This window comes from Maridesulfovibrio spiralis (SeqCode) (genome assembly GCF_048571135.1).
In the GTDB taxonomy this organism is placed as follows: Bacteria; Desulfobacterota; Desulfovibrionia; order Desulfovibrionales; family Desulfovibrionaceae; genus Maridesulfovibrio; species Maridesulfovibrio spiralis.
Map to the genome: position 1 here is coordinate 1,906,191 of NZ_CP182344.1, position 22,466 is coordinate 1,928,656.

Annotated in this window: 15 protein-coding genes; 14 read left to right on the plus strand and 1 reads right to left on the minus strand. The window is 49.6% G+C overall.

Going from position 1 to position 22,466, the window contains the following annotated elements; genetic code table 11:
* Nucleotides 1-170 precede the first annotated feature (170 nt).
* Together ACNI29_RS08590 and ACNI29_RS08595 are read left to right on the plus strand one after the other, a co-directional pair.
* Nucleotides 171-1,283 carry a rhodanese-like domain-containing protein gene (locus tag ACNI29_RS08590; protein ID WP_419781791.1) on the plus strand — a complete coding sequence of 371 codons (1,113 nt, stop codon included), beginning with the start codon at nucleotides 171-173 and terminating at the stop codon, nucleotides 1,281-1,283.
* Between the two features lie 57 nt (nucleotides 1,284-1,340).
* Complete coding sequence (locus ACNI29_RS08595; protein WP_419781792.1) at nucleotides 1,341-2,339, plus strand: rhodanese-like domain-containing protein; 999 nt, start codon at nucleotides 1,341-1,343, stop codon at nucleotides 2,337-2,339.
* On the opposite strand, the gene ACNI29_RS08600 is transcribed toward ACNI29_RS08595, so the two are convergent.
* The gene (locus tag ACNI29_RS08600) at nucleotides 2,326-2,976 is read right to left on the minus strand and encodes a TorD/DmsD family molecular chaperone (RefSeq protein ID WP_419781793.1); all 651 of its coding nucleotides are present in this window, start codon (nucleotides 2,974-2,976) and stop codon (nucleotides 2,326-2,328) included. The two genes, ACNI29_RS08595 and ACNI29_RS08600, sit on opposite strands and share 14 nt — an antisense overlap.
* Before the next feature lie 51 nt (nucleotides 2,977-3,027).
* Here ACNI29_RS08600 and ACNI29_RS08605 point away from each other — a divergent pair, with 51 nt between their 5' ends.
* The 12 genes from ACNI29_RS08605 to ACNI29_RS08660 all read left to right on the plus strand — a co-directional run bounded on the left by ACNI29_RS08605 (nucleotide 3,028) and on the right by ACNI29_RS08660 (nucleotide 22,452).
* Nucleotides 3,028-3,315, plus strand: coding sequence for a metal-sensitive transcriptional regulator (locus ACNI29_RS08605; RefSeq protein ID WP_419781794.1), 288 nt, complete (start codon nucleotides 3,028-3,030; stop codon nucleotides 3,313-3,315).
* Between the two features lie 195 nt (nucleotides 3,316-3,510).
* The gene (locus tag ACNI29_RS08610; protein ID WP_419781795.1) at nucleotides 3,511-5,637 is read left to right on the plus strand and encodes a methyl-accepting chemotaxis protein; all 2,127 of its coding nucleotides are present in this window, start codon (nucleotides 3,511-3,513) and stop codon (nucleotides 5,635-5,637) included.
* A gap of 13 nt (nucleotides 5,638-5,650) precedes the next feature.
* Nucleotides 5,651-5,905, plus strand: a complete 255-nt coding sequence (locus ACNI29_RS08615; protein WP_419781796.1) for an EF-hand domain-containing protein — start codon at nucleotides 5,651-5,653, stop codon at nucleotides 5,903-5,905.
* Nucleotides 5,906-5,992: 87 nt separating this feature from the next.
* Entirely contained in the window at nucleotides 5,993-7,612 is a 1,620-nt protein-coding gene (locus ACNI29_RS08620; protein WP_419781797.1) for an FmdE family protein, read from the plus strand.
* Nucleotides 7,613-7,748: 136 nt separating this feature from the next.
* Nucleotides 7,749-8,768 carry a helix-turn-helix transcriptional regulator gene (locus ACNI29_RS08625; RefSeq protein WP_419781798.1) on the plus strand — a complete coding sequence of 340 codons (1,020 nt, stop codon included), beginning with the start codon at nucleotides 7,749-7,751 and terminating at the stop codon, nucleotides 8,766-8,768.
* Nucleotides 8,769-8,976: 208 nt separating this feature from the next.
* Nucleotides 8,977-11,100: a TonB-dependent receptor gene (locus tag ACNI29_RS08630; RefSeq protein WP_419781799.1), complete on the plus strand. Its 2,124-nt coding sequence runs from the start codon at nucleotides 8,977-8,979 to the stop codon at nucleotides 11,098-11,100.
* 162 nt (nucleotides 11,101-11,262) lie between these two features.
* Entirely contained in the window at nucleotides 11,263-12,534 is a 1,272-nt protein-coding gene (locus ACNI29_RS08635) for an MFS transporter (protein WP_419781800.1), read from the plus strand.
* Between the two features lie 275 nt (nucleotides 12,535-12,809).
* Nucleotides 12,810-15,476 carry an efflux RND transporter permease subunit gene (locus tag ACNI29_RS08640; RefSeq protein WP_419781801.1) on the plus strand — a complete coding sequence of 889 codons (2,667 nt, stop codon included), beginning with the start codon at nucleotides 12,810-12,812 and terminating at the stop codon, nucleotides 15,474-15,476.
* A 190-nt stretch (nucleotides 15,477-15,666) separates the two neighbouring features.
* On the plus strand, nucleotides 15,667-16,485 hold the full coding sequence (locus ACNI29_RS08645; RefSeq protein ID WP_419781802.1) for an outer membrane lipoprotein-sorting protein: 819 nt from the start codon (nucleotides 15,667-15,669) through the stop codon (nucleotides 16,483-16,485).
* Entirely contained in the window at nucleotides 16,482-17,774 is a 1,293-nt protein-coding gene (locus ACNI29_RS08650) for a hypothetical protein (protein ID WP_419781803.1), read from the plus strand. The genes ACNI29_RS08645 and ACNI29_RS08650 overlap by 4 nt, the downstream gene beginning before the upstream one ends.
* 37 nt (nucleotides 17,775-17,811) lie before the next feature.
* Nucleotides 17,812-18,294 carry a MarR family winged helix-turn-helix transcriptional regulator gene (locus tag ACNI29_RS08655; protein WP_419781804.1) on the plus strand — a complete coding sequence of 161 codons (483 nt, stop codon included), beginning with the start codon at nucleotides 17,812-17,814 and terminating at the stop codon, nucleotides 18,292-18,294.
* A gap of 177 nt (nucleotides 18,295-18,471) precedes the next feature.
* Entirely contained in the window at nucleotides 18,472-22,452 is a 3,981-nt protein-coding gene (locus ACNI29_RS08660) for an acyl-CoA dehydratase activase (protein ID WP_419781805.1), read from the plus strand.
* The last annotated feature ends 14 nt before the right edge of the window (nucleotides 22,453-22,466 follow it).

Genomic DNA, 22,466 nt, shown 5'->3' on the forward strand with positions numbered 1-22,466 from the left:
GGGTCGGTAAAGAAATTTCCCCGCAAAGAACGGTTCATGGGGGGAGTGCGGCGAAGCCTTATTAAAACGTTTTGGGATTCTTAAACCCTTTTGGAAAAGGGTTTAAGCCGCCGGAGGCAAAATCTTTAGAAATAAGCGCATAGCGCATCATATTAGCAAGGGAGAGTTAAATGAGGAAAATGCAGTTTTTTAAAGTTGTGGTACTGGCACTGTGTCTGGCGTTCATCGCTGCACCTGCCATGGCTAAGGATGTTGTCCCCAAGAGCAAGATGCAGGACTGGATGTACAAGGATATGGTCGATACCGACTTTGTAGCCAAGTATGCCAAGATGCCTAAACCTGAAGGCGTGATGATTATTGATTCCCGTCCTTACAAGGGCAAGCATGTGCTCGGTTACATCCCCACTTCGGTTTCCATCCCGGATTCCAAGTTCGACCAGATGACCGACAAGCTGCCCAAGGACAAGAATACCCTGCTCATTTTTTATTGTCAGGGCCTTAAGTGCAAGCTGAGCCATAAGTCCGCCAAGAAAGCGGTCAAGCTGGGCTATACGAACGTAAAGGTATACCCCTACGGGTATCCGGGTTGGATGAAGTCCGGCCGTTACGGCGCAATCGGTCTGGAGCCTATCGCTGAAATGATGGCCAAGGGCGAGCCTTACATGCTCGTCGATGCCCGTCCGACCAAGAAGTTCCTGACCGGCTCCATTCCTTCCGCAATCTCTATCCCCGATTCCCAGTGGGCCAAGCGTACCGGCTTGCTGCCCGCAGACAAAAAGAACACCAAGTTGATCTACTTCTGCGGCGGTTACAAGTGTAAGCTTAGCCACAAGTCCGCGAAGCGTGCAATGGGCATCGGCTACAAGAATGTTCATGTTGCCGAAGCCGGGTATCCCGGTTGGAAGAAGCTGTTCGGCGCATCCGGTGCTGTAGAAGTCAAGTCCGGCGGCGAAGAAGGCTCAATCAATATTGAACAGTTTAAGAAGATTGTTGCTGAGAATCCCAAGTCCATCATGCTGATCGACGTGCGTGACGCTGATGAGTTTGCTCAGGGACATATTCCCAGTGCTGTGAATATGCCTGTCGATATGCTGGAGAAGAAGATCAAGACCCTTTCCGCAGATAAGCCTATCGTATACCTGTGTACTACTGGTGCTCGCAGCGGTGAAGCCTATTACATGACTCTGGATATGCGTCCTGATATCAAGGAAGTTTATTACCTTGAAGCGGAAACCGATTTCCACAAGGACGGTTCTTACACTATTCATACCCCCAAGAAGTAATTGAATATTAATCAGGGGCCGGAATTTATATTCCGGCCCTTGTTCCTTGGAGCAGTCATGGCCGGAACCAGAATTCTACTGACATCGGCAATCGCCACGTTATTTCTGTGCCTTGCTTTCCTGTGCGGGGCGGTACTGGCTGCTGATTTGCCCAGCTGGTGGGCTGATGCCCGAAACGAGGCTGACCGCTATGGATACGGTTTGATCGACGAAAAAGGGATGACTGAAACGCTGAAAAACGATTCTGGTGCATTGCTGTTGGATGTTCGGGCCGGATACGAATACAAAGACGGGCATATCCCAGATGCTCAGAATATGGAATTCGACCTTAGCGAAGAGCAGTATATTTCGGCAGAGAAGGAAAAGAAATTTCGAAAATTGCTGGGACCGGAGTTAGAGCGGACGGTAATAATCTACTGCCGTAGTTTCAGGTGACTGCGCAGTGCCATTGCGGCGCGCCGGGCTGCGCGTCTTGGATACACTAAGGTTTACCGCTACCCGCATGGCTGGTTCGGTTGGGTGGAGACTCATCCTCTGCCTAAGCAGGTCTTTGATTTGAGAAAATTTACGGACATGAACTTTTCGTTCAGCGGGAATGCCGAAGAGAGGAAGTATCTGAAACTGCAGGACGGGCAAAGTAAGCTGAGCTTAGCGTCACTTGATGCGAAATACTTTTTGCTTTTACTGGTGGAAGAGGGGCATGCTGAGAATTCTCAGGCGGTCTGGAGCGTGGATGCAGCCCGTAAGGATTTGGAGTGCTGCACTCCGGATATGTTTTATATTGCTATAGGTTTCGGTATGAACCGCCGTGAGGCTAATCGTTTTCATAAAATCAATGAGGCCGGATTTCCAATGTTGGCAGATCCCCTTGAAGAGAGTGCAGGGTTGAGGGATGGATTACAGCTTCCCACAGTGCTCATGCTCAAGAAAGAAGGCCGCGAATTTGTGGAAATGTTTTCCTGTAGCGACCTTGTCTCCGGCCCGGCACCGCTGGTCAAAAGGATCAACGATGCCTTGAGTGGTAAGCCGGGACGAAAATGCGTCAGGCGGAAGTAGCTTCTTCCAGCATGGAGATAAGCAGTGCTGCTGCGGCAGGATAAAATTCCATAGCGGCAGCGGATGAAATTTTATCACTGAACTTACGGACCCAGATCAGTTTGTCTGCGGCGAAAGAGCGGGCAGTTTTGAGGGCTTCGGCATCTCCGCCGCCCCAGCCGTTAGCGAGCTGAACGTAAAGGTACTCAAGTTCGATACACAGATGGTCCATAGGTTCGGAAGCCTGTTCCCCGGTTGGCTCGAGGCCGGACTCAGCAAGGAGTTTGCGCATGGCAAGGTGCGGTTCGCCCATTACTTTCCCGGAACCCGGTTCGTAGCATGATTCATAGAGCGGAGCGGCAATACCGTTCCGGCTGTTGATGAATAAACGCACATATTCTGATTCAAGCTCGGAACAAAAGCCTTCGCTAATATCCGCGCAGGATGTTTTAAGATTTTCCAGCGGTCCTGAAAGGGATTGCAGTGATTCTGATGAGAGTGTAGCCAATGCTGGCAACCCTTCATCCAGAAGTGCGGAGCATTCTTCGGGGTTGATTCCCCGGAAAATGATGGCACAAAGTTCAATGCAGTTGAGCAGGCAGACCTGTTCGAGATTTTCTTCTTCGGACGTCGGGATGGTGGTGTTTTTATCAGTCATTTTGGAATTCTACTTAATCTCTCATTCACATACAAGATAAAGGAGCAAGCTATGCCCGAATCCGCAGCCGAGCAGGAAAAAATTAAAAATGATGTCCTTAAACGCATGAAGCGCATCGAGGGACAGATCAGGGGAATTCAGGGAATGATTGAGGACGGCAAGGAATGCAGTGATATTCTTACGCAGGTAAAAGCTGCCCGTTCAGCCCTGAAATCATCCAGCAAGCTGATCATGAAAAGATATATGCTGAAATGTTACGCCGAAGCTATTGAAAATGGTGAAGACCCGGTGCAGGCAATGGATAAGTTCGTAACTGTCATGACTAACTATATGGACTAGCCGGCGTTTATTTAAGCGCGGCGTTTAGGATTTGTCTGTCTCTAATAGATGGAGATATTAAGCAGTATTTTTTCTGCATGGGTTGACGCAGGGAGCTAAACGTATTTACAAATTAAGATAGCCATATCTAATTGAGATACAGTGGGAATATTTCAGATAGATCGGATGTATTAAATATCTCTCAAGGGGAAAGAAATGCGTAAACTCAATGTCTCCATTGCAGGGAAGTTGTTGATGGGGTTCGGAATTATGGTTCTCATCCTGTGTGGAGTGGGAGCTATGTCATATACTTCGCTGGTCAGTCTTGAAAAAGGCGGACAGGAAGTAATCAGGACTTTCCCCTATGTTAATACGGTTTCCGGTCTGGAGAATTCCATCAGCCGTTTGATGTGGCTTTGTACAAAAGTCCGTGCTGTAGAGCACACCACGGAAGTAAAAGATATCTGGAAGCAGAATGAGCATAATTTTTCACTTTATGAGACATATTCAGATGCCTTCCTGAACGGCGGAACCATTGAAGCCGGGAAACTCGAAGCCAGCACAAATGAAAAGAGCCGTGAGGCACTGACTAAAGCCCGCGCAATATATGAGCAGACATTTGCCCCTTCTGCCCGGGAGATTAAAGATAAAATGCTCAATTATCTGGAGCTGGGCATGCAGGCCGCAAAAGCTTCAGGTGATGAAAAAGCGAAATTATTGGACGAAAAAGATGTCGTCGGTGCGCGCTTATGGGAGCTTGATTTTGAAGTGGAAATGGCTGGAGATGAAATTTCCGGCCTGCTGAAAGTTGCCAACGCGGAAGCCTTGACTGAAATTACCGGAGCTGTTGAAAAGTCATCACAGACCGGTGTCTTTGCACGGATGAGCACATTGACCGGAATCGGAGTTGGATTTGTAATATCTGTCCTGCTGGCAATTTTCATTACCCGCGGCATTACCGGTCCGGTGAGAAATATTATCGGTTTTGCCGGAGCCGTGGCAGACGGCGATCTTAATGCCGAGGTGACGGGCAGTTATTCCGGCGAATTGGCAGTGCTGGTAGATTCTATCCAGACTATGGTTGCAGAACTCAAAAACAAGCTTGGTCAGGCTGAAGGTATTCTGGGAGCTATTTCAGGGAGTTCTCCCTGTATGATGATCGGCACTGACGGGAAGATTACTTCCATCAACCATCATTTGTTGGATCTTTTAGATAAGCGCGAATCTCCCGAAGACTGTATCGGCATGACTCCCTGCAAACTTTTTTTTGGTGATGAACAGTGCGAAAGCCCTGCTGAAACAGCGCGTAAAGAAAAAAGGCGTATTGATATGGAGGCCGAGCTTACCACCGACAAGGGAACCCGCAAGATTATGAATGTAAGTGCCAATCCCATTTCTGATCTAGATGGCGGGGACCTCGGTGTTTTCACACTCTGTTTCGATTTGACCGAGATTCGTGAAAAAGAAACCATGATTACGGTTCAGGCTGAAAAAATGTCCAGAATTGCAGCAGAGGCAGAATCAATCGCTGCAGAAATGTCCAGATCGGCAGAAGAACTGATTGGACAGGTTAATCTGGCCGCTGACGGTGCTTCTATGCAGAACGAAAGGACCACTGATACTGCCGCAGCTATTGAAGAACTTAATGCCACTGTGATGGAGGTTGCTTCCAGTGCTTCCGATGCAGCTGATAACGCCGATTCGGTAAAGGTCAAAGCATCCGAAGGCGCAAAGGTTGTTAGTGAGGTTGTAAGTTCCATCACATCCATCAGCGATCAGGCTGTGGAGATGAAGCTGAATATGGATACGCTGGGTGAAAAGGCTCAGGAGATCGGGAGTATAATGGGCGTTATTCAGGATATTGCCGATCAGACCAACCTGCTGGCCCTAAATGCCGCCATTGAAGCAGCAAGAGCTGGAGAAGCGGGGCGCGGATTCGCGGTTGTTGCCGATGAAGTCCGTAAACTTGCCGAGAAAACCATGGACGCTACTCAGGATGTAGGCAAGGCGATCGGTGCCATTCAGACTGAAACAGATAAGAATATAAAATCAACAGAAGTGGCCCTTTCCACGGTGGATACCACCCGTGAGCTGGCAGACGGTTCCGGTGCGGCCCTGAAAGAAATTGTTGAAGCAGTGAACAGCACCGTAGTTCAGGCGAGACATATTGCCGAAGCAGGCCAGCAGCAGTCAGAGGCTACAGAACAGATTTCGTTGAGTGTGGAGGAAGTCTCAAGAATTTCCTCGGAAACCGCTCAGGGGATGGCACAGGCGCGGCAGGCCGTCGATTCACTTGCTGAACAGGCCCGCCAGCTTCATGATCTTATCGCAGAAATGCAATAAATGCAGGGGTACAATGAAAAAATTGGTATTTACCGTAATCATGGCTTTTGGAATTGCCGCCACATCTGTAGCCGGCGAAAACTACAACCGTTGTTTTTACAGTATGGATAAAAACGGTGATGATGTCGTAACTGTAGAGGAGTTCAAGGCGGTTCTGCCTGATTCTGCTGCCGCTTTCACTGAAGCGGATGCAGACAGGAGTGGATCTTTGGATCATGATGAATGGGAATCTTTCAAGGAATCAAAAGGCATCGAAGAACAGCACTAAGGTTAAGACCTCTCAGCTATAAACTATTTTCAGGGCGTGCATGGAGTTATCCCTGCGCGCCTTATTCTTAAAAGGACATCCAGACCTATGAATATTGGACCGTATACTTTTGAAGAGTTCAAGGAAGTCGCCCGTAAATTTCATGGATATCCCGCTCCGGGATTGCTCATCGGCGGCTACATGGTTGAAGAAGCCAAAAAACACCTGCCAGCAGACACGTTGTTTGATGCAGTTGTGGAGACAGGTAAATGCCTGCCGGATGCGGTCCAGATACTTACCCTCTGTTCATATGGAAACGGCTGGATGAAAGTTATCAAACTGGGCCGCTATGCCCTTTCCCTGTATGACAAATATACCGGAAAAGGGGTGCGTATCCATATTGATACTGAAAAGCTTGAGAACTGGCCTGAAATCAAGGCCTGGTTTTTGAAACTCAAGCCTAAAAAGGATCAGGATACGGACAAGCTTTTTGCTGAAATATGTGAGGCTGGGCATTCTCTCTGTTCCGTCACTCCAATACAGATAACGCCGGATTTCATGGGTCACAAACACATGACTGAGATCGTAATCTGCCCCTCATGCAATGAAGCTTATCCGTTAAGTGACGGTGCAATCTGCCGGGGCTGCCAGGGAGAGGTCCCATATGTCGGCGGTTCTCGCGATGTTGCGCGCGAAGATTGTGTTGTTGCTGTGGATGTTGAAGACGCGGTGGGTAAAACGGCTTTGCATGATATGACCCGCATTGACCCCGGTGTTTCCAAGGGGCCGGAATTCAAGGCCGGTCAGGAAATAACAGCCGGTGATGTCTGCCGTTTGCAGCAGATGGGGCGCAATCGGGTTTATGTTCAGGACGCAGCAGCGAGCGACGGCATGGTACACGAGAACGACGCTGCACTGGCTTTTGCCGAGCGCATGGCCGGGAACGGCATCGTTTTCAAGGCTCCCCCTGAAGAAGGCAAGATCAGTTTTTGCGCCGCATACAAAGGTCTTTTTTCAATTAACCGCGAGATTCTTGAGCGGTTCAACATGCTGCCCGATGTTATGTGTACCTCCCGTCAGGGCGATATTCTTGTTGATGAAGGTAAGCCGGTTGCCGGAACAAGGGCGATTCCCCTGTATCTTTCCGAAACAATTTTCCGCAATGCCCTGAGCGTGTTGGATGCTGGGCCTCTTTTCTCCGTCACCCCGCTTAGAAAAGGCAGGGTTGGAATTCTCGTCACCGGAACCGAAGTGTTTCAGGGACTTATCGAAGATAAATTTATCCCCATCATCAGCGGCAAGGTGCGGCGTCTTGGCTGCGAAGTTGTCGCCGGCTCCATTGTTCCGGATGACCGGGAGGCTATCGCACAAGGCGTGCAGGATCTTTTAGATCAGGGCGCGGATCTGATAATTACCACCGCCGGACTGTCTGTTGATCCTGATGACGAAACGCGCGCCGGTCTTGTTGATGCCGGATTGCAGGACGCCTTCTTCGGAGTGCCTGCATTGCCCGGAACCATGCTCCTGCTTGGTAAAATTGATAAAGCGGATGTCATGGGCGTTCCGGCATGTGCACTGTTCTATAAAACAACCAGTTTTGATCTGATACTTCCACGCATCCTTGCAGGGCAGAACATCTCCCGTAAGGACCTAGCCCGAATAGCTGAAGGCGGGCTTTGTCTTAACTGCCGTTCCTGTACATTTCCCAAGTGTCCGTTCGGAAAGTAGAAGGGTAGATCTATTTCTCTGTTTCATCTTCTTGCAATGGAAAGCAATAGTCTCTTGACAGTTTAGTAGGTTAACCATATCTTCTTTTGAAGATAATGATAATCACAGTCAGAAGGTGTGTTGCTAGGAGCAGAAGATGGAAAAGAAAATATTTTCAGAAATAAACGAAGAGTGCTGGTTCATTGGAGATGCTTCCGCAAACAGTGAGGTTCGTGAATTCGATGCTGTTGATGGATGTGAAGCAGGAAGCGAACCTGTATGGCGGGAACTGGAATTAAGGCCGGGATTACGGGTGAGTGCATTTGAGGCTGAATTTTCCGAGCGGATGTCATTCAGTTATCAGAAAAAGAATGACTTTGTGGATTTCGGTTTTTTTCTGGAGGGCGCACTCGTTAACAGGGTGCATGAAAGTTCGCAGGGACCGCTTACTATCGATAATGCAGCCGGAAGAGCGGGGATCGGCTTGTTTCAGGAGATGAGCGGAGAAGTCGAATCAGTGTCTCTGGGGCGTGCCAGAGTGATTCATCTGCATATCAGCCCGGAATTATTGCACGAATTGTTATTCACAGATCTGGACGCAATCCACGAGGATTTACGTGCGGTACTGGAGCATCGATGCGGGCATGAATTTTTTCTGCATCAGGTTATGGACCCTGTGGTTCAGGCTGCGGCCAATGAACTGTTTTACGGTCTTGCGGGTGGTAAGTGCAGCAGGATTTATCTTGAGGGCAAGGCCCTTGAGTTGATCGGTATGCAGGTTATGAAAATGGAATCCCCGGAAAAGGTTCGCAGTTCCGCACTCAGTCAGCGGGAAATTGAGCAGGTCAGGGCGATTCAGAATGAGCTAAAAGAGAAATTTGATTGTCCGCCGACAATGGCTGAGCTGTCCGGATCGCACATGATGAGCATTTCTAAAATTCAGACCGGATTTCAGGAGCTCTACGGTATGACGGTATTTGCTTTTCTCAAGGAATATAAGTTGCGCAAGGCCCGCATGTTCTTTGAAAACGGTGATATGAACGTTAGTGAGGTGGCTTGGGCTTTGGGCTATACCAACCTCAGTCATTTCAGTGCGGCATTCAAGAAAAGGTATGGAGTTCTACCCAAGAAGTATCTGACTTCACTGCGTGAGAAAAAGGTTTTTGCCTTGAGCTGATTCTGGATATTGCCGGTGGAAACTTATGTTGTTTTATTTGAACTGCATTCTCAATATTGAGAATGCAGTTTTTTTATAAGCGGGGTATTTCGAGCAAAAAACATAGGTGTCAGGGTAGTTTTGAGTATTTAATTTATCCATATTCGGCGGACATATCTAATTGTGTTTTGCAAATTTCGGTATGTAAAATCAGCACTATGGAGAAGGAATGTTTAAAACTAATCAATTTAAATGTGTTACGTTGTTGATAATGACTTTCTGTCTCATTTCAGCTTCGGCATTTGCACACAATGGGACTTCAGACGGCTTGTATCTGGAGCCTGTCACGGTAAAGGCCCAAAAGCGTGGTGAAAAAGCGCAGGATGTTCCGGTCAGTATCGCTGTCCTTGATGACATTGCCTTAAAGGATATGGATATCAAGGATACCAATGATCTGGCCCTGCATGTCCCAAACCTTGAGTTCAGTAACTTCGGGAGCCGTCGGCATGGATTTATGTTTCTGCGCGGAATCAAGAGTCTGCCCACTGCCGAACCTGCAACGGGGTATTTTGTGGACGGGGTAAATTTCTCAAAATCCTATATGTTCAACTTTCCGCTTTTTGATGTGGAGCAGGTGGAAGTTCTCAAAGGTCCGCAAGGAACTCTCTATGGCCGAAACACTATGGGCGGGGTCATCAACGTCTATACCCAAAAGCCCGGTAATGAGATTGAAAGTTCTATTGGCGCGGAATTCGGGAATTTCCACCGCAAGGAATTCAGGGCCAGTTGGTCCGGTCCGGTGGTGGAGGACAAGCTTTTTCTCGGTGTTTACGGTTTGGGTGCTTTCAAAGACGGCTACATGGAAAACGATACACCCACTGACGGGGATGGCGGACGTCATCAGGACGGAAAGTCCGGACGTTTGAAATTGCGTTATCTTCCCACTGATGATCTGGACATGACCTTGTCATTCGATATCCAGAATCACGATGATGGTGCCTACACTATGCGCCGCACCGAACGGAACGCTTTTGTTAAGTCCGGTAAATTCAATGTAGATGATCCTTACCACTATTCCCACGATTTCGAGGGAAGCCAGAAAAATGATTGTTGGGGCGTGGCGCTCAATTCAGAATACCGGACAGATTACGGAAAACTCTACTCTGTGACCGGATACAGGTATTTTGACAGCAAGGAAAAAATTGATGCCGATTTCACCCCGGCCGATATGATGCGCAAGAATTACAATCTGGAAGACAGCGATTTCTCACAGGAATTAAGATTTGCCTCCCCTGAAGATGATGGACCGCTCAACTGGCTGGGCGGTGCTCATTTCTTCCTGCTCGATTCCAATACCGACATTACCAATGCCTACGGCAGTTCCTCCAAGACTCCGGGAGCGAACCTCAAATTCAAGACTGACAAGGATAATGCGGGGGGGGCGCTGTTTGGACAGGGAACTTACACTTTCTGGGATAATTTAGATCTGACTGTGGGCTTGCGTTACGAATACGAGTACGCATCAGCGGATACTTATAAATACCAGACTCCAGCGGGGGGGGCGGAAAAGAAACTCGCGGACCGTGATGCTTCCAACAGCTTCTCCAAATTTCTGCCCAAGTTTGCTCTTGCATGGCATTTTACTGATGACCAGACCCTCTACGGGACAGTGGCCCGCGCCCACCGGGCCGGCGGATTCAACGATGCCTCGGCTCCGGAAGGGCATCAGTCCTACGGTGAGGAAGACAGCTGGCTCTATGAAATCGGATTCAAGTCCGCGTGGTTTGATAAGCGTTTGAATTTTAACGTCAGCGGTTTTTACACTGCCATTGATGACGAACAGCTGCCTTTGTTCATGACTGACTCTATGCAGTCATATACCGCCAATGCCGGACGTTCCCACCGTATGGGAGTGGAAGTTGATTCGCAGTTTGTGGTTTTGGAAGGGTTCAATCTGAGTGGAACATTCACTTGGATGGAAGCTGAGTTCGATAATTATTCCCCGTCTGAAGGAGTGGATTATAAAGGTAACCGCGTTTTCGGCGTACCAGATTACACTTACACCCTTGCTACCGATTATCGTCGTAATTTGATTGATGAGTGGGGTTTCTTCGGCCGTGCAGAGCTGGTGGGGATCGGTTCCCGTTATTTTGATGACGCGAACAAAGTCAAGGAAGATCCTTATGAACTGGTCAACCTCAAGGTCGGTGTGGAAGGCGAGCATCTGGATGTTTACCTTTGGTCCAAGAACCTGTTCGACCGTGAATATGTGATGATGGAAAACGTTTCGGCAGGGCTGGCTGAAGACGGAGAGCCGAGGACCTTCGGTATTTCTGTTGATTACCGGTTCTAGGTGAAAGGATAATAACCTATTTGACTCCTCACGCGCCCGTACTCAGTGCGGGCGTGTTTTAAGGGGTAAAAAACATTTTATTGAGGGTAGTAATCATTTTCAAGATGTATTACTTAAAAGCTTCGGTCAGGCAGCCTCAATGGAAAGTTAAAGGAGCGGCAGATGAATTCAATTAATAGTGAAAAGACATTAAAGCCATCGAAAATATTCAAGCTTTCATTGTTGGCGTCCATGTATCTGTGTCAGGCCGTACCACTCGGGTATGTGTTCGGCAGCCTTCCGGTGATTCTGCGGGAGCAGGGTGTGAACCTGAAAGCAGTGGGAGCAATCTTTGCTTTGCATTTGCCGTGGGCCTTAAAATTTTTTTGTGCTTCATGGGTGGACCGTAAGTATATTCCCGCATTGGGCCGCCGCAAGTCCTGGATTTTCCCGTTGCAATGGATTGGTTCCGGGCTTTTGGTCTGCGTTTCGTATTTTCCACCTGCAGAAAGCTTCTGGACTATGTACGGGCTGCTCTTGCTCCTGAGCAGCGTTATGGCGACCAATGATATTGCCGTTGATGGATATGCCACGGATATTCTGGAGGAAGACGAACGGCCGTGGGGAAATTCCATCCAGTCCGCAGCCCGTTTTGCCGGACTTATGCTCGGAGGCGGGGCAATGCTTTATATGAATTCTCATTTCGGCTGGCAGACTCTCTGTCTGTTTTTGGCCACCGCTGTATTCGCCTTCAGTCTTCCGGTATTCCTTCATCGGGAGATTGATCCCCTCATAACCGAATCAGCGGACAGGTCAGGCTGCAGGGAAGGGGTGTGGTCTTTCCTCAAGAGGAAAGAAGTGGTCAGTGTACTCCCCATCCTGATCGCGCCCACTGCATTTGCATTCACAACCGTGCAGATGCGTACCCCTTTGCTGGTCGACATGGGCTTTGATTCGCGCAGTGTGGGGGCAATTCTGATGCATTATGCCTATCCCGCAGGTCTGGCCGGGACATTTCTCAGCGGTTGGTTCCTGCACCGGGTGGGTGGGCAGGTGTTTTTGCGTGTTTTCTGCTCTGTGGTGATTCTGTTGGCGGGATACACTGTTTTTGTGGCCCATAGCGGTGTAATTCCCTACTGGCAGGCTACCCTGCTGCTGAGCATTGATAATGTCCTTATCGGGGCGGTCATGGTCTGGAGTTTCACCCTGATGATGAAGGTTAGTGCCGGGCCGAATGCCGGGACCGGATTCGCAGTGCTCAGCAGTCTGTTCATCATCGTACCTATGGCCGCATCTCCGGTCTTTGGTCATATCGGGGACATTCTGGGCGTGGAGTGGTTGTATATTCTTCTGGGACTGCTTTGTTTCGCCGGATTTGTGGTGGCCGAATTGGCTGGCCGCTTTGAAAACAAGGTGGAACTGTCCCGTGCGGTTGCAGATGTTGCAGAACTCTGAATCGTTTGGTGGGCATGGCAGATTAGTTGGAGCTGCTATGCTTGTGGATTGATTGTGGAATGCAAGTCGTCGAGTTTCCAGCCCGGCGCAAGGACCGCATTTAATTATGCGGTCCTTTTTTAGGGCCTTTTTTTCAGCTTTCCGGGTAGTTTTGTCAGCTTGGAGCAGATATACAGAAGGCAAGTGCTGATTCTGTTAAATGGATTCTATGACAATGGTTAAGCTGCTTAACCAAAATTCAAACAAGAGGACTTATGATGAACTATATAAAGCAAATGCTGATTTCATTTGCGACCAGAAGAAGTTGGCTGACCATCGCCATGCTTTTGCTTTTGGCGGTGTTCTGCGGATCATTTTTTCCAAAGGTCGTCATTGATACGGACCCGGAGCATATGCTTCCGGCTGATGAACCTTCCCGGGTATTCCATAATCAGTCAAAAGAGAAATACGCTCTTTCTGAAATAGTGGTCCTTGGAATTATAAATGAAAAGAACCCGTACGGAGTTTTCAACCCTGAAACCCTGAAGCGGGCTTATGAACTGGCGGAATTCGCACGTACCCTGCGTTGGGAAAATCCCGATGATCCGACCAAAGTAGATGGAGTTATCGAGGTGGATATGATCGCACCGTCCATGGTGGAGCATATCACGCAGGAAGGTCCGGGCACGATTTCTTTCGACTGGCTGATGTCGAGACCTCCGTCCACGCAGTCGCAGGCCGATGCAGTGCGGGAAAAGGTTTTCTCCAATCCCATGCTGGCCGGGCAGATGGCTTCCGAAGACGGCAAAGCCATGTCGATTCTGCTCCCGCTGACGGACAAATATCAGAGCTATCGGGTTTATACTGCCTTACATGAAAAGATCAAAGAGCTTGGCGGTGATGATGAGTTCCATATCACCGGGCTGCCCGTGGCCCAGGATGCCATCGGTATTGAGATGTTTACTGAAATGAGCCTTGCCTCACCGCTGGCTATGGGCACTATTTTTATGCTGCTCTATTTCTTCTTCCGCAAGCTCTCGCTTACTTTCCTACCCATGATCATCGCCACCCTTTCCGTTGTCATGACTATGGGAACCATGATCGGCTGCGGATTCGAAGTGCACATCATGAGTTCCATGATTCCGGTTTTTCTAATGTCCATTGCGGTGGTGGATTCGATCCACATTTTATCGGAATTTTTTGATCTCTATACGCCGGAGAAAGGCAGGAAGCAGACCATTGTCGAGGCCCTGAACCTTCTGTTCATGCCCATGCTTTACACTTCGCTGACTTCGGCGGCGGGTTTTATTTCCCTTGCTCTCACTCCTATTCCCCCGGTCCAGATATTCGGTGTGTTTGTGGGGCTGGGCATTATGGTCGCCTGGCTTCTGACCATTATGTTTGTCCCTGCTTATATCATGGTCCTACCGGCCCGTGTTTTTGAAAACTTCGGGTTCAGTAAGCATGGCAGCGAAAAGACCACATTGCTGTCACGTCTTCTGGAAAAAACCGGGGGAATCTCCTACCGCTACGCCAAGCCGCTGCTGGGCCTGTTTCTGGTTTTGCTGGTGGTTTCAGCATGGGGCATCAGCAAAATCCAGATCAATGACAACCCGGTCAAATGGTTTGCACCCAGCCATCCCATCCGTCTGGCGGACACGGCTCTGAATAAGCATTTTGCAGGAACCTATCCCGCTTATCTGGTTTTGGAAAATGAAGATAAGGAAATTCATTTTTCACAATCAGACAGGCGTAAGCTGGCTGAAAAATTCTCTGCATTCGCTGCAGGTTTGTCAGCAGAATTCCCGGATGCGAAGAGCAAGGGTGTTAATTTTATGGCCGAGTTGATGGATTCCGGAAACCCGGCTGCAGACGTGCCCCTGTTGGATAGGGCGGTAGAGCTTGCCGCCATTAAGGCAGAGCAGGCAAAAGGTGACGATTTTTATCTCTATGATGAATTCGGTAGCTTTTTTAATCTTGAGAAAGAGCAGCTTAAACCTTTCAAACAACCTGAAATGCTCGACTATCTCGCCGGGTTGCAGGAGGAAATCCTGAAGGCCGGACTGGTCGGTAAAACAACCGGACCGGATGATCTGGTCAGTAAAATCCATCAGGAACTGACCGACGGAGAGGAGGCCAGCTACCGTGTGCCGGAAAAAATGCAGACTGTCAGCGAATGCTACATGCAGTTTCAGCAGAGTCACCGTCCGCATGATCTCTGGCATTACGTAACCCCGGATTACAACGGCGCTTGCGTAGTCTTCCAGCTCTCCAGTGGTGACAACATGGTTATGGAAGCGGTGGAGAATTTTGTAAGTGATTATTTTGCGCACAATCCTCCGCCTTTTGACGTCTCTCACAACTGGGCCGGACTGACTTATATAAACGTAGCGTGGCAGCAGCAGATGGTGGAAGGGATGCTCCGTTCATTTATCGGTAGTTTCGGCATTGTTCTGCTTATGGCTGTCTTCCTGTTCCGTTCATTTAAATGGGGCGTGCTCTGCATGGTTCCGCTGACTATCACCATTGCCTTCATTTACGGATTTATCGGGCTGATAGGTAAGGATTACGATATGCCAGTGGCAGTACTCGGTGTCCTGACCCTTGGGATGTCCGTGGACTTCGCCATCCATTTTGTGGAGCGCAGCCGCAAAATCTACGCCCGGACCGGATCATGGAAAGAGACCCTGCCGCGCATGTACGGTGCTCCGGCGAGAGCGATCAGCCGTAACGTGCTGGTCATCGCCATCGGTTTTCTGCCCATGCTTATCTCGGCCCTGATTCCGTACCGGACCACAAGTCTGTTGCTTTCATCAATCATGCTGATTTCCGGTATCCTGACTCTGGTAGCCATGCCCGCGATTATTACCGTTGCTACAAAGTGGTTTTTTGCCGGAGCCAAGCTTGAGATTCCGGTGCAGTCAGCATCTGAGGCAACAGCAACAATAAAGGTAAATCAGTAAATATACATCACTCATAAAAGTATGGCGGCGAAGCCTGATAAAAGGTTTTGGGAGAGTCCAGAGAACCCTTTTGCACAAATCTGCAGGAAAGCGGATTTGTGCAAAAGCACCGCCCCTAAGGGGTAAGCCTCAGGAAGGGGCGCAATAAAAAGGGTTCTTTGGCCCCCGGAGGGTCGCCGGAGGCATAAAAATGAAACGCAAGATATCATCATTAATAGCAACGGCAATGGTTCTGCTGGCAGCATCAGCATGGGCAGAAAACCCGGACGTACAGACAATCGTCAATAAGGCCAACCACATGGCCCTTTATCAAGGCGAAACCTGCAAGGGCAAAGTGCACCTTGAAATTACCGACAGTCAGGGCCGCAAGCGTGAACGAGACCTGAATATCCTGCGCAAGGACGTAGGCGATGGCGACGCGAGACAGCTTTACATGTCCTATTTCAAGTCTCCGGCGGACGTGCGCAAGATGGTATTTCTGGTCCATAAGACCGTGGAGCCGGGCAAGGACGATTCCCGCTGGTTGTACATGCCCAGTCTGGACATGGTTAAGCGTATTGCCGCCGGGGATAAGCGGACCAGCTTCGCGGGGTCCGATTTCCTGTACGAGGATATTTCCGGTCGTAGCCTGCATGAAGACGAGCATGAGTTGCTCGGTACGGAGAACGGCTGCTACGTACTTAAAAATACGCCTAAAAACCCCGGTGACGTGGAATTCTCCCATTACGTGGCCTATGTGGATATGAAAAACTATGTGCCCATGAAAATGAATTATTTCAAAGGTTCAGATAAACCTTACCGGACCATGGAAGTTCTTGAGGTGGAGGAAATTGCATCGGAAAAGAGTGGCGAGACTTACCCGACGGTGACTGTTTCAAAGGTTAAGAATCTTGAAACCGGAAGCGAAACCGTGATGACTTTTTCCGGCGTGGCTTACGACCTACCGGTCAAGGAAAGCATCTTCGGTGAAAGGTATCTGCGCCGTCCGCCGAGGGAATTGATGCGATGAGTCTGCTTCGATCCATATGCATGGTGATCTGGCTGGTGCTGCTTGCAGCACTGGTCGGGTCAGCCTCGGATGTTGAGGCCGGAGAGAACTGGCTGGAATCATTCACGGAGCAGTTCGCACCAGTAGAATTCAACGGGTTTGTTGAGGGCCGGACAGGCGCACGCACCCAGCTGGACCCGGAAGAAAAGCAGATTTCAATGGCTGAACTGCGCTTTCAGGGCGAGTTATTTACCTACACCGATTGGGCCGATTTTAAATACAAAGGCGATTTGCGCGCAGACGGAGTGAGCAATCGTATTGTCTACGAAACCCGTGAATTGTGGATGTTTTCCAGACCAACGGATTTCATGGATGTGAAGTTCGGGAGGCAGGTCCTGACCTGGGGTACTGGCGGGCTGGTTTTTCTGAATGACCTTTTCCCCAAGGACTGGCGGTCATTTTTCATGGGCCGTGATGCGGAATACCTGAAAGCTCCATCCAACTCGGCAAAGGTCAGTTTTTTTACCGATTTGGCTAATTTTGATCTGGTTTACAACCCGAAATTTGAACCTGACCGCTACATTGACGGGGAATACATCTCCTATTTCAGCGGACTGGAGGATAGGCTGGTGGGGCGCGATAACATCCTTGATACCGACCAGCCTGATGAGTGGTTTGAGGATGATGAAGTCTCGGCCCGGATTTACAAGAATATCAACAACTACGAATTGGCTATGTATGGCTATTGGGGGTACTGGAAGAAGCCTGCCGGAATGAATGCCGACAATCAGGCGAGCTTTCCGGCACTCAATGTTTACGGGGCCAGTGTACGCGGGCAGGTCGGGCCGGGGATCGGGAACATGGAAATCGCATGGTACGATTCTACCGATAGCCGTGGCGGCAGGAATGCCGGGGTGGATAACTCCGAAATTCGTTATCTGGTCGGCTATGCACAGGAACTTTGGACCGACAGCAATTGTGAAGTGCAGTACTATGTGGAGCAGATGCTGGATTATGAAAACTACCTTGCAGTGCATGATCCAAAATATCCCAAAGATGAATTCCGGCACGTGATCACCATGCAGTTCACCCAGCAGTTCATGAACCAGAACTTGACCATGAGCTTTGACGGTTATTTTTCGCCTAGCGACGAAGACGCCTATCTGCGGCCCGGGCTGCAGTATAAAGTTTCGGACCGCATGACAGTTGGTTGCGGAGCGAATATATTTATCGGTGCACACGAACAGACTTTTTTCGGTCAGTTTACCAACAACTCCAACGTCTATAGCTCAATACGCTATAGTTTTTAGCTTGACTACGTTGGTTAAGCTCTTTTACCAAAGTGGTATGAGTAACAAAGAAGAAGCAATTAAGCATATGACCGGGCGGCTCATGCGGATTATCAATAAACATCTGCGCATTGAGGGCCAGCCCATTCCCATTGCGGATGGGGTGGAGCTGCGGCCTGGAGAAGTTCACTGCCTGCAGGCTATCGGCCTGAATGAAGGTTCTAATCTTAAGTCAATTGCCAATGTTCTGGGAGTGACCAAAAGTGCCATTTCCCAGATGGTCGGCAAGCTTGAAAAGCGCGGGTTCATGCGTAAAGAACGAGCCCCGGATAACAACAAGGAGCTTCTGGCATACCTGACTGATTCCGGCTGGGAAGCGTTCAGGAAACATCAGGAATTCCACGAGCGTCATATGCAGAATCTATTGCAGAGACTTGATGAGTTCTCTGATCCGCAACTGGCTGGAACTTCAGCTATTCTCTCAGTTATCGAAACTGTGGTCGATGAACGCATGGAAGAGATTTTCGGGAAGAAATTATAGTTGAGGCGCTTTGCGCGGGTGATTGATACGAGTGCCTCCGTCAGCCCGACCGTCAGCCCCTCCGGGGGCCAGAGAAACTTTTTTGTCATGTCTTCGCCGCTTCGTTTAAAGAACGTGCGTTTTTTGGATATTTTTTGCTTCAATAGTTAAGTTGCTTAATTAAATTAGGAGAATATTATGAACAGCATAGGCATAGATATCGGTTATTCCTCGGTAAAGGTCGTTGTTCTTGATGAAAATATGGAAATAGTCAGGAGCAGATACGCCCTGCACAAAGGACAACCGGCGCAGCTTTTGGAGCGCATGCTGGGGGAATTGAACCTGAATTCCGGGCAGAAATTATATGGGGCCGTGGTCGGCAGCGGCGGCAAGCTTGTTGCCGATTCCGGTTCGATCAGTGCGGTGAATGACATCGCCGCTTTGGTTGAAGGGGCCAAGCTGCTGGCACCGGGATCTGCTTCGATTATCGAGATTGGAGGCCAGCGGGCCGGGTTTATTACCGGGATCAGCGGTACGAAGCGGAGTGGGGTGGAGTTTTCCCTGAACCCGGACTGCTCTGCTGGAACGGGATCTTTTCTGGAAGAGCAGGCTTCGCGCATCGGTATTGATATTGAGGATTATTCGCGAATTGAAGCGAAGGCTGAATCAACTCCCAGAATTGCCGGGCGTTGCAGTGTCTTTGCCAAGACCGACATAACCCATCATCAGCAGGAAGGCGTGGCTATCCCGGATATCCTGCGGGGGCTGGCATATGCCACGGCGAGAAACTATCGCAATGCGGTCATGCGTGGTTTACCAAAGCGTGCTCCGTTTTTTTTCAGCGGTGGGGTTTCCAGAAATGAAGCGATCTTCGCGGCTCTTAAGAAAGTGTTGGAGCTTGCTGATGATCAGCTCATTATCCATCCGCAAGGCAAGGTCTCCGGGGCAGTAGGGGCGGCTGTGATTGCTTTTAAAGAGCGGCGTGTTGTGGAGGTGTCTCATGTGCTGCGGGATTTGCAGATTCCCTGCATGGAACTTTTCGGTTCGGCGGAGAAAGTGAAACTTCCGCCGCTTGCCGGATACGGAGTAGCGGATTTTGCAGATAAGCACATCTGCCGGAACATTGAAGTTGAAGGCAGTCCGGTTGAATGCTGGCTCGGAGTGGATGTCGGTTCTACAAGTACGAATGTGGTGCTGCTTGATGCCCAGAATCGGGTGCTCGGCTATCGTTATCTGCGCACAGCCGGAGATCCGGTCAAGGCGGTGAAAACAGGTTTGGCGGAACTGGGCCGGGATTTCGATGGAAAGGTCAAAGTGCTCGGAGTAGCGACCACCGGATCAGGCCGCAACATGACCGGGAAGCTCATCGGTGCTGATGTGGTTAAAGATGAGATTACTGCACAGGCCCGTGCGGCGGTCAGCATATGCCCGGATGTGGATACTGTTTTTGAGATCGGCGGTCAGGATTCCAAGTTCATTTCAATTAAAAACGGTATGGTCAGCGATTTCCAGATGAACAAGGTCTGCGCTGCCGGGACCGGCTCATTCATTGAAGAGCAGGCTAAGAAGATCGGTATCAGCCTTGAAGATTATGCTGATACCGCCTTCAAAAGTAAACAACCCATCAATCTGGGTGAACGCTGCACTGTATTTATGGAAACCAGCATTGCCGCCCATCTGACACAGGGGGATGCCATTGAGGATATCGCTGCCGGACTTTGCTATTCCATTATAAAAAATTACACCAACCGGGTTGTCGGCCGTAAAAAGGTCGGTACTAAAATTCTCCTGCAAGGCGGGGTGGCTTACAATCAGGCTATCATCAATGCTTTCCGGGCCGTGCATGGCATGGATGTGTCTGTCGCTCCGTTTTTTAGTGTTACCGGAGCACTCGGTGCGGCTATCCTTGCCCGTGAGGAGATGAGCGGTAGAACTTTATTCAAAGGCTTCAATCTGGAAAACGAGCAGGCGGAAACAGTTGAAGCTGAATACTCTCCGGAACTTGCACCCGGCTCATTCAACAGACAGGTTCAGGATTTTATCTTCCGCGATTATGACGGTGTAATAGATCCGGCTAAAAAGACTGTGGGCATGCCCCGTGCATTGTTTACCTTCGGCATGTTTCCCATGTTTTACACCATCTTCAAGAATCTTGGGATGAATGTCCTGCTCTCAGAGCCTTCCTCGGGTGAAACAATCCGGCTGGCACAGGAGTACTCCCTTGATGAAACCTGCTATCCGGTCAAATTGATCAACGGACATGTGGCAGAGCTGGTGGAGCGCGGGGTGGATTATCTGTTCTTCCCCGATCTGTTCACTGCTTTTCATCCCAATTCAAAATCCCGTCAGACTTACGGTTGTGCTTACATGCAGCTGGCATTCAAAATAGTCAGCGAAGCAATGCAGTTGAAGAAAAAGAACATCAAGCTGCTTTCGCCTACACTGGCTTTCAATCAGGGGCCGGACTTCATGAAAAATGTTTTTGCCGATCTGGGCAGGCAGCTGGACAAAACCCCACAGGAAGCGGGAGCGGCAGTTCAGGCCGGAATGCAGTATTTTAAGGAATACCAGCAACGCATGGGCCTAAGAGGTAAGGAGACGTTGCAGTCTCTTGATCCCAAGTCCAAAACCTTCGTGCTCATTTCCAAAATTTACGGAGTAGCCGATCCGGTTTTGAACATGGGTATCCCGGATAAGCTTGCAGAAATGGGTTACCGGACCATTCCCCTCTATGACCTGCCGGAATCAGATATATTTGCAGAGCATCCGAACATGTTCTGGCCTTTCGGGCAGCACATGTTGGCGGCTGCTAAGCTGGTTGCCAAGCATCCAAATCTTTATCCTATTTTCCTGACTCACCACGGATGCGGACCGGATACGGTCTTTGCTCATTATTACGGAGAAATTCTGAAGGACAAACCATCCTTGACCATTGAGGTGGATGAACATTCTTCCAGTGTTGGTGTGCAGACCAGGGTGGAGGCTTTCGTAAACAGCCTGAACAACATTCCGGTGCGCGAAGCCCTCTCGGTTGAGGAGTACGTGAAGCTCGGCATTGCCGATCCGGTGGATATCAGTGTCGGTTACGGGGTTCCAGATACCCGGCAGGTAATTCTGCCAGATCTTTATCCGTATTCAACTATCGGCTGCGCCATGCTCAAAACCAAAGGAATTGATGCGCGGGTGGCTCCTCCTGCTTCTGGTGAATCTGTTGATCTGGGTCGCAGGTATTCTTCAGGTAACGAATACTTTTCTTTGACCGCTTTGCTGGGTGAGGTTCTGTCCGCCCTGCAGGGCAGGAATGGAGGCCGCCCTCCCGCAGTGCTTGTTCCCCAGAACGAGGGTGCGGAAGTGGACGGCCAGTACAGCCGTTTCATCCGTTGCGTGCTTGATCAGGAGGGGCTGGAGGATGTCCCGCTGATTTCTCCGTATATGGAGGAATTGCGGCTGCTGGAAGACGGGGACGCAGTCTCTCTTTTCCTTTGTCTGCTGGCCGGAGACCTTGTGTTACATACCCCGTCTGAACTCAGGGTCGATACACTTGAATTCGTGCTTCGCTTGGTCGCCCGTCAGGAACTGACCATTGAAAAGCTGGAATCACTTGCCCGGATTACCCGTGAGAACCTGGCTATGCAGGATCAAGAAGGAACCATCATGGCTATCGGCGAACCGTTGGTCCTTTATAAATCCCTGCTTAATGACAATACTTTCGAGAGGCTGGAAGAACAGGGCCGCCGGGTTATTTATGCCCCGCTCAGCGAATATCTGTGGAATCTCTGGTACGATTACTACAGCCATAATAGTGCTGATGCTTACCGCTCCCTGCGCAGCAATATTGCCCGCTTCAAGGAATATATGGAGCGTATTTCCGAGCGGTTGGGAGAATTCAGTCACTATGAGCATGAGTTCGGTTCCCTGAAGAAAATAGCCGACCGCGGGCTTGGTTTTTATTCCGGCGCATTCGGGCGTTACCGGGGGGCAAAAATTATGGACGAAGTTCCCGGAGTCAAAGGGGTTATCTCGGTTACCTCCATGTACGAGAATACCGGAATCAGTCTTGGAATTCTCAAGGACCGTTTGGATGACAAACCTTACGCCCCGATTCTGACCCTAACTTTTGACGGCAATCGCAATGAGAACAACAGGCTTAAAGTGGATTCATTTCTCTACAACCTTTAAGCGTACAAAGAGGA

Coding starts and splice junctions, on each gene's coding strand:
- ACNI29_RS08655 (WP_419781804.1), top strand. CDS start 17,812: ATGAGTAACAAAGAAGAAGCAATTAAGCATATGACCGGGCGGCTCATG.
- ACNI29_RS08605 (WP_419781794.1), top strand. CDS start 3,028: ATGCCCGAATCCGCAGCCGAGCAGGAAAAAATTAAAAATGATGTCCTT.
- ACNI29_RS08650 (WP_419781803.1), top strand. CDS start 16,482: ATGAGTCTGCTTCGATCCATATGCATGGTGATCTGGCTGGTGCTGCTT.
- ACNI29_RS08590 (WP_419781791.1), top strand. CDS start 171: ATGAGGAAAATGCAGTTTTTTAAAGTTGTGGTACTGGCACTGTGTCTG.
- ACNI29_RS08635 (WP_419781800.1), top strand. CDS start 11,263: ATGAATTCAATTAATAGTGAAAAGACATTAAAGCCATCGAAAATATTC.
- ACNI29_RS08645 (WP_419781802.1), top strand. CDS start 15,667: ATGAAACGCAAGATATCATCATTAATAGCAACGGCAATGGTTCTGCTG.
- ACNI29_RS08660 (WP_419781805.1), top strand. CDS start 18,472: ATGAACAGCATAGGCATAGATATCGGTTATTCCTCGGTAAAGGTCGTT.
- ACNI29_RS08615 (WP_419781796.1), top strand. CDS start 5,651: ATGAAAAAATTGGTATTTACCGTAATCATGGCTTTTGGAATTGCCGCC.
- ACNI29_RS08600 (WP_419781793.1), bottom strand. CDS start 2,976: ATGACTGATAAAAACACCACCATCCCGACGTCCGAAGAAGAAAATCTC.
- ACNI29_RS08625 (WP_419781798.1), top strand. CDS start 7,749: ATGGAAAAGAAAATATTTTCAGAAATAAACGAAGAGTGCTGGTTCATT.
- ACNI29_RS08620 (WP_419781797.1), top strand. CDS start 5,993: ATGAATATTGGACCGTATACTTTTGAAGAGTTCAAGGAAGTCGCCCGT.
- ACNI29_RS08630 (WP_419781799.1), top strand. CDS start 8,977: ATGTTTAAAACTAATCAATTTAAATGTGTTACGTTGTTGATAATGACT.
- ACNI29_RS08610 (WP_419781795.1), top strand. CDS start 3,511: ATGCGTAAACTCAATGTCTCCATTGCAGGGAAGTTGTTGATGGGGTTC.
- ACNI29_RS08640 (WP_419781801.1), top strand. CDS start 12,810: ATGCTGATTTCATTTGCGACCAGAAGAAGTTGGCTGACCATCGCCATG.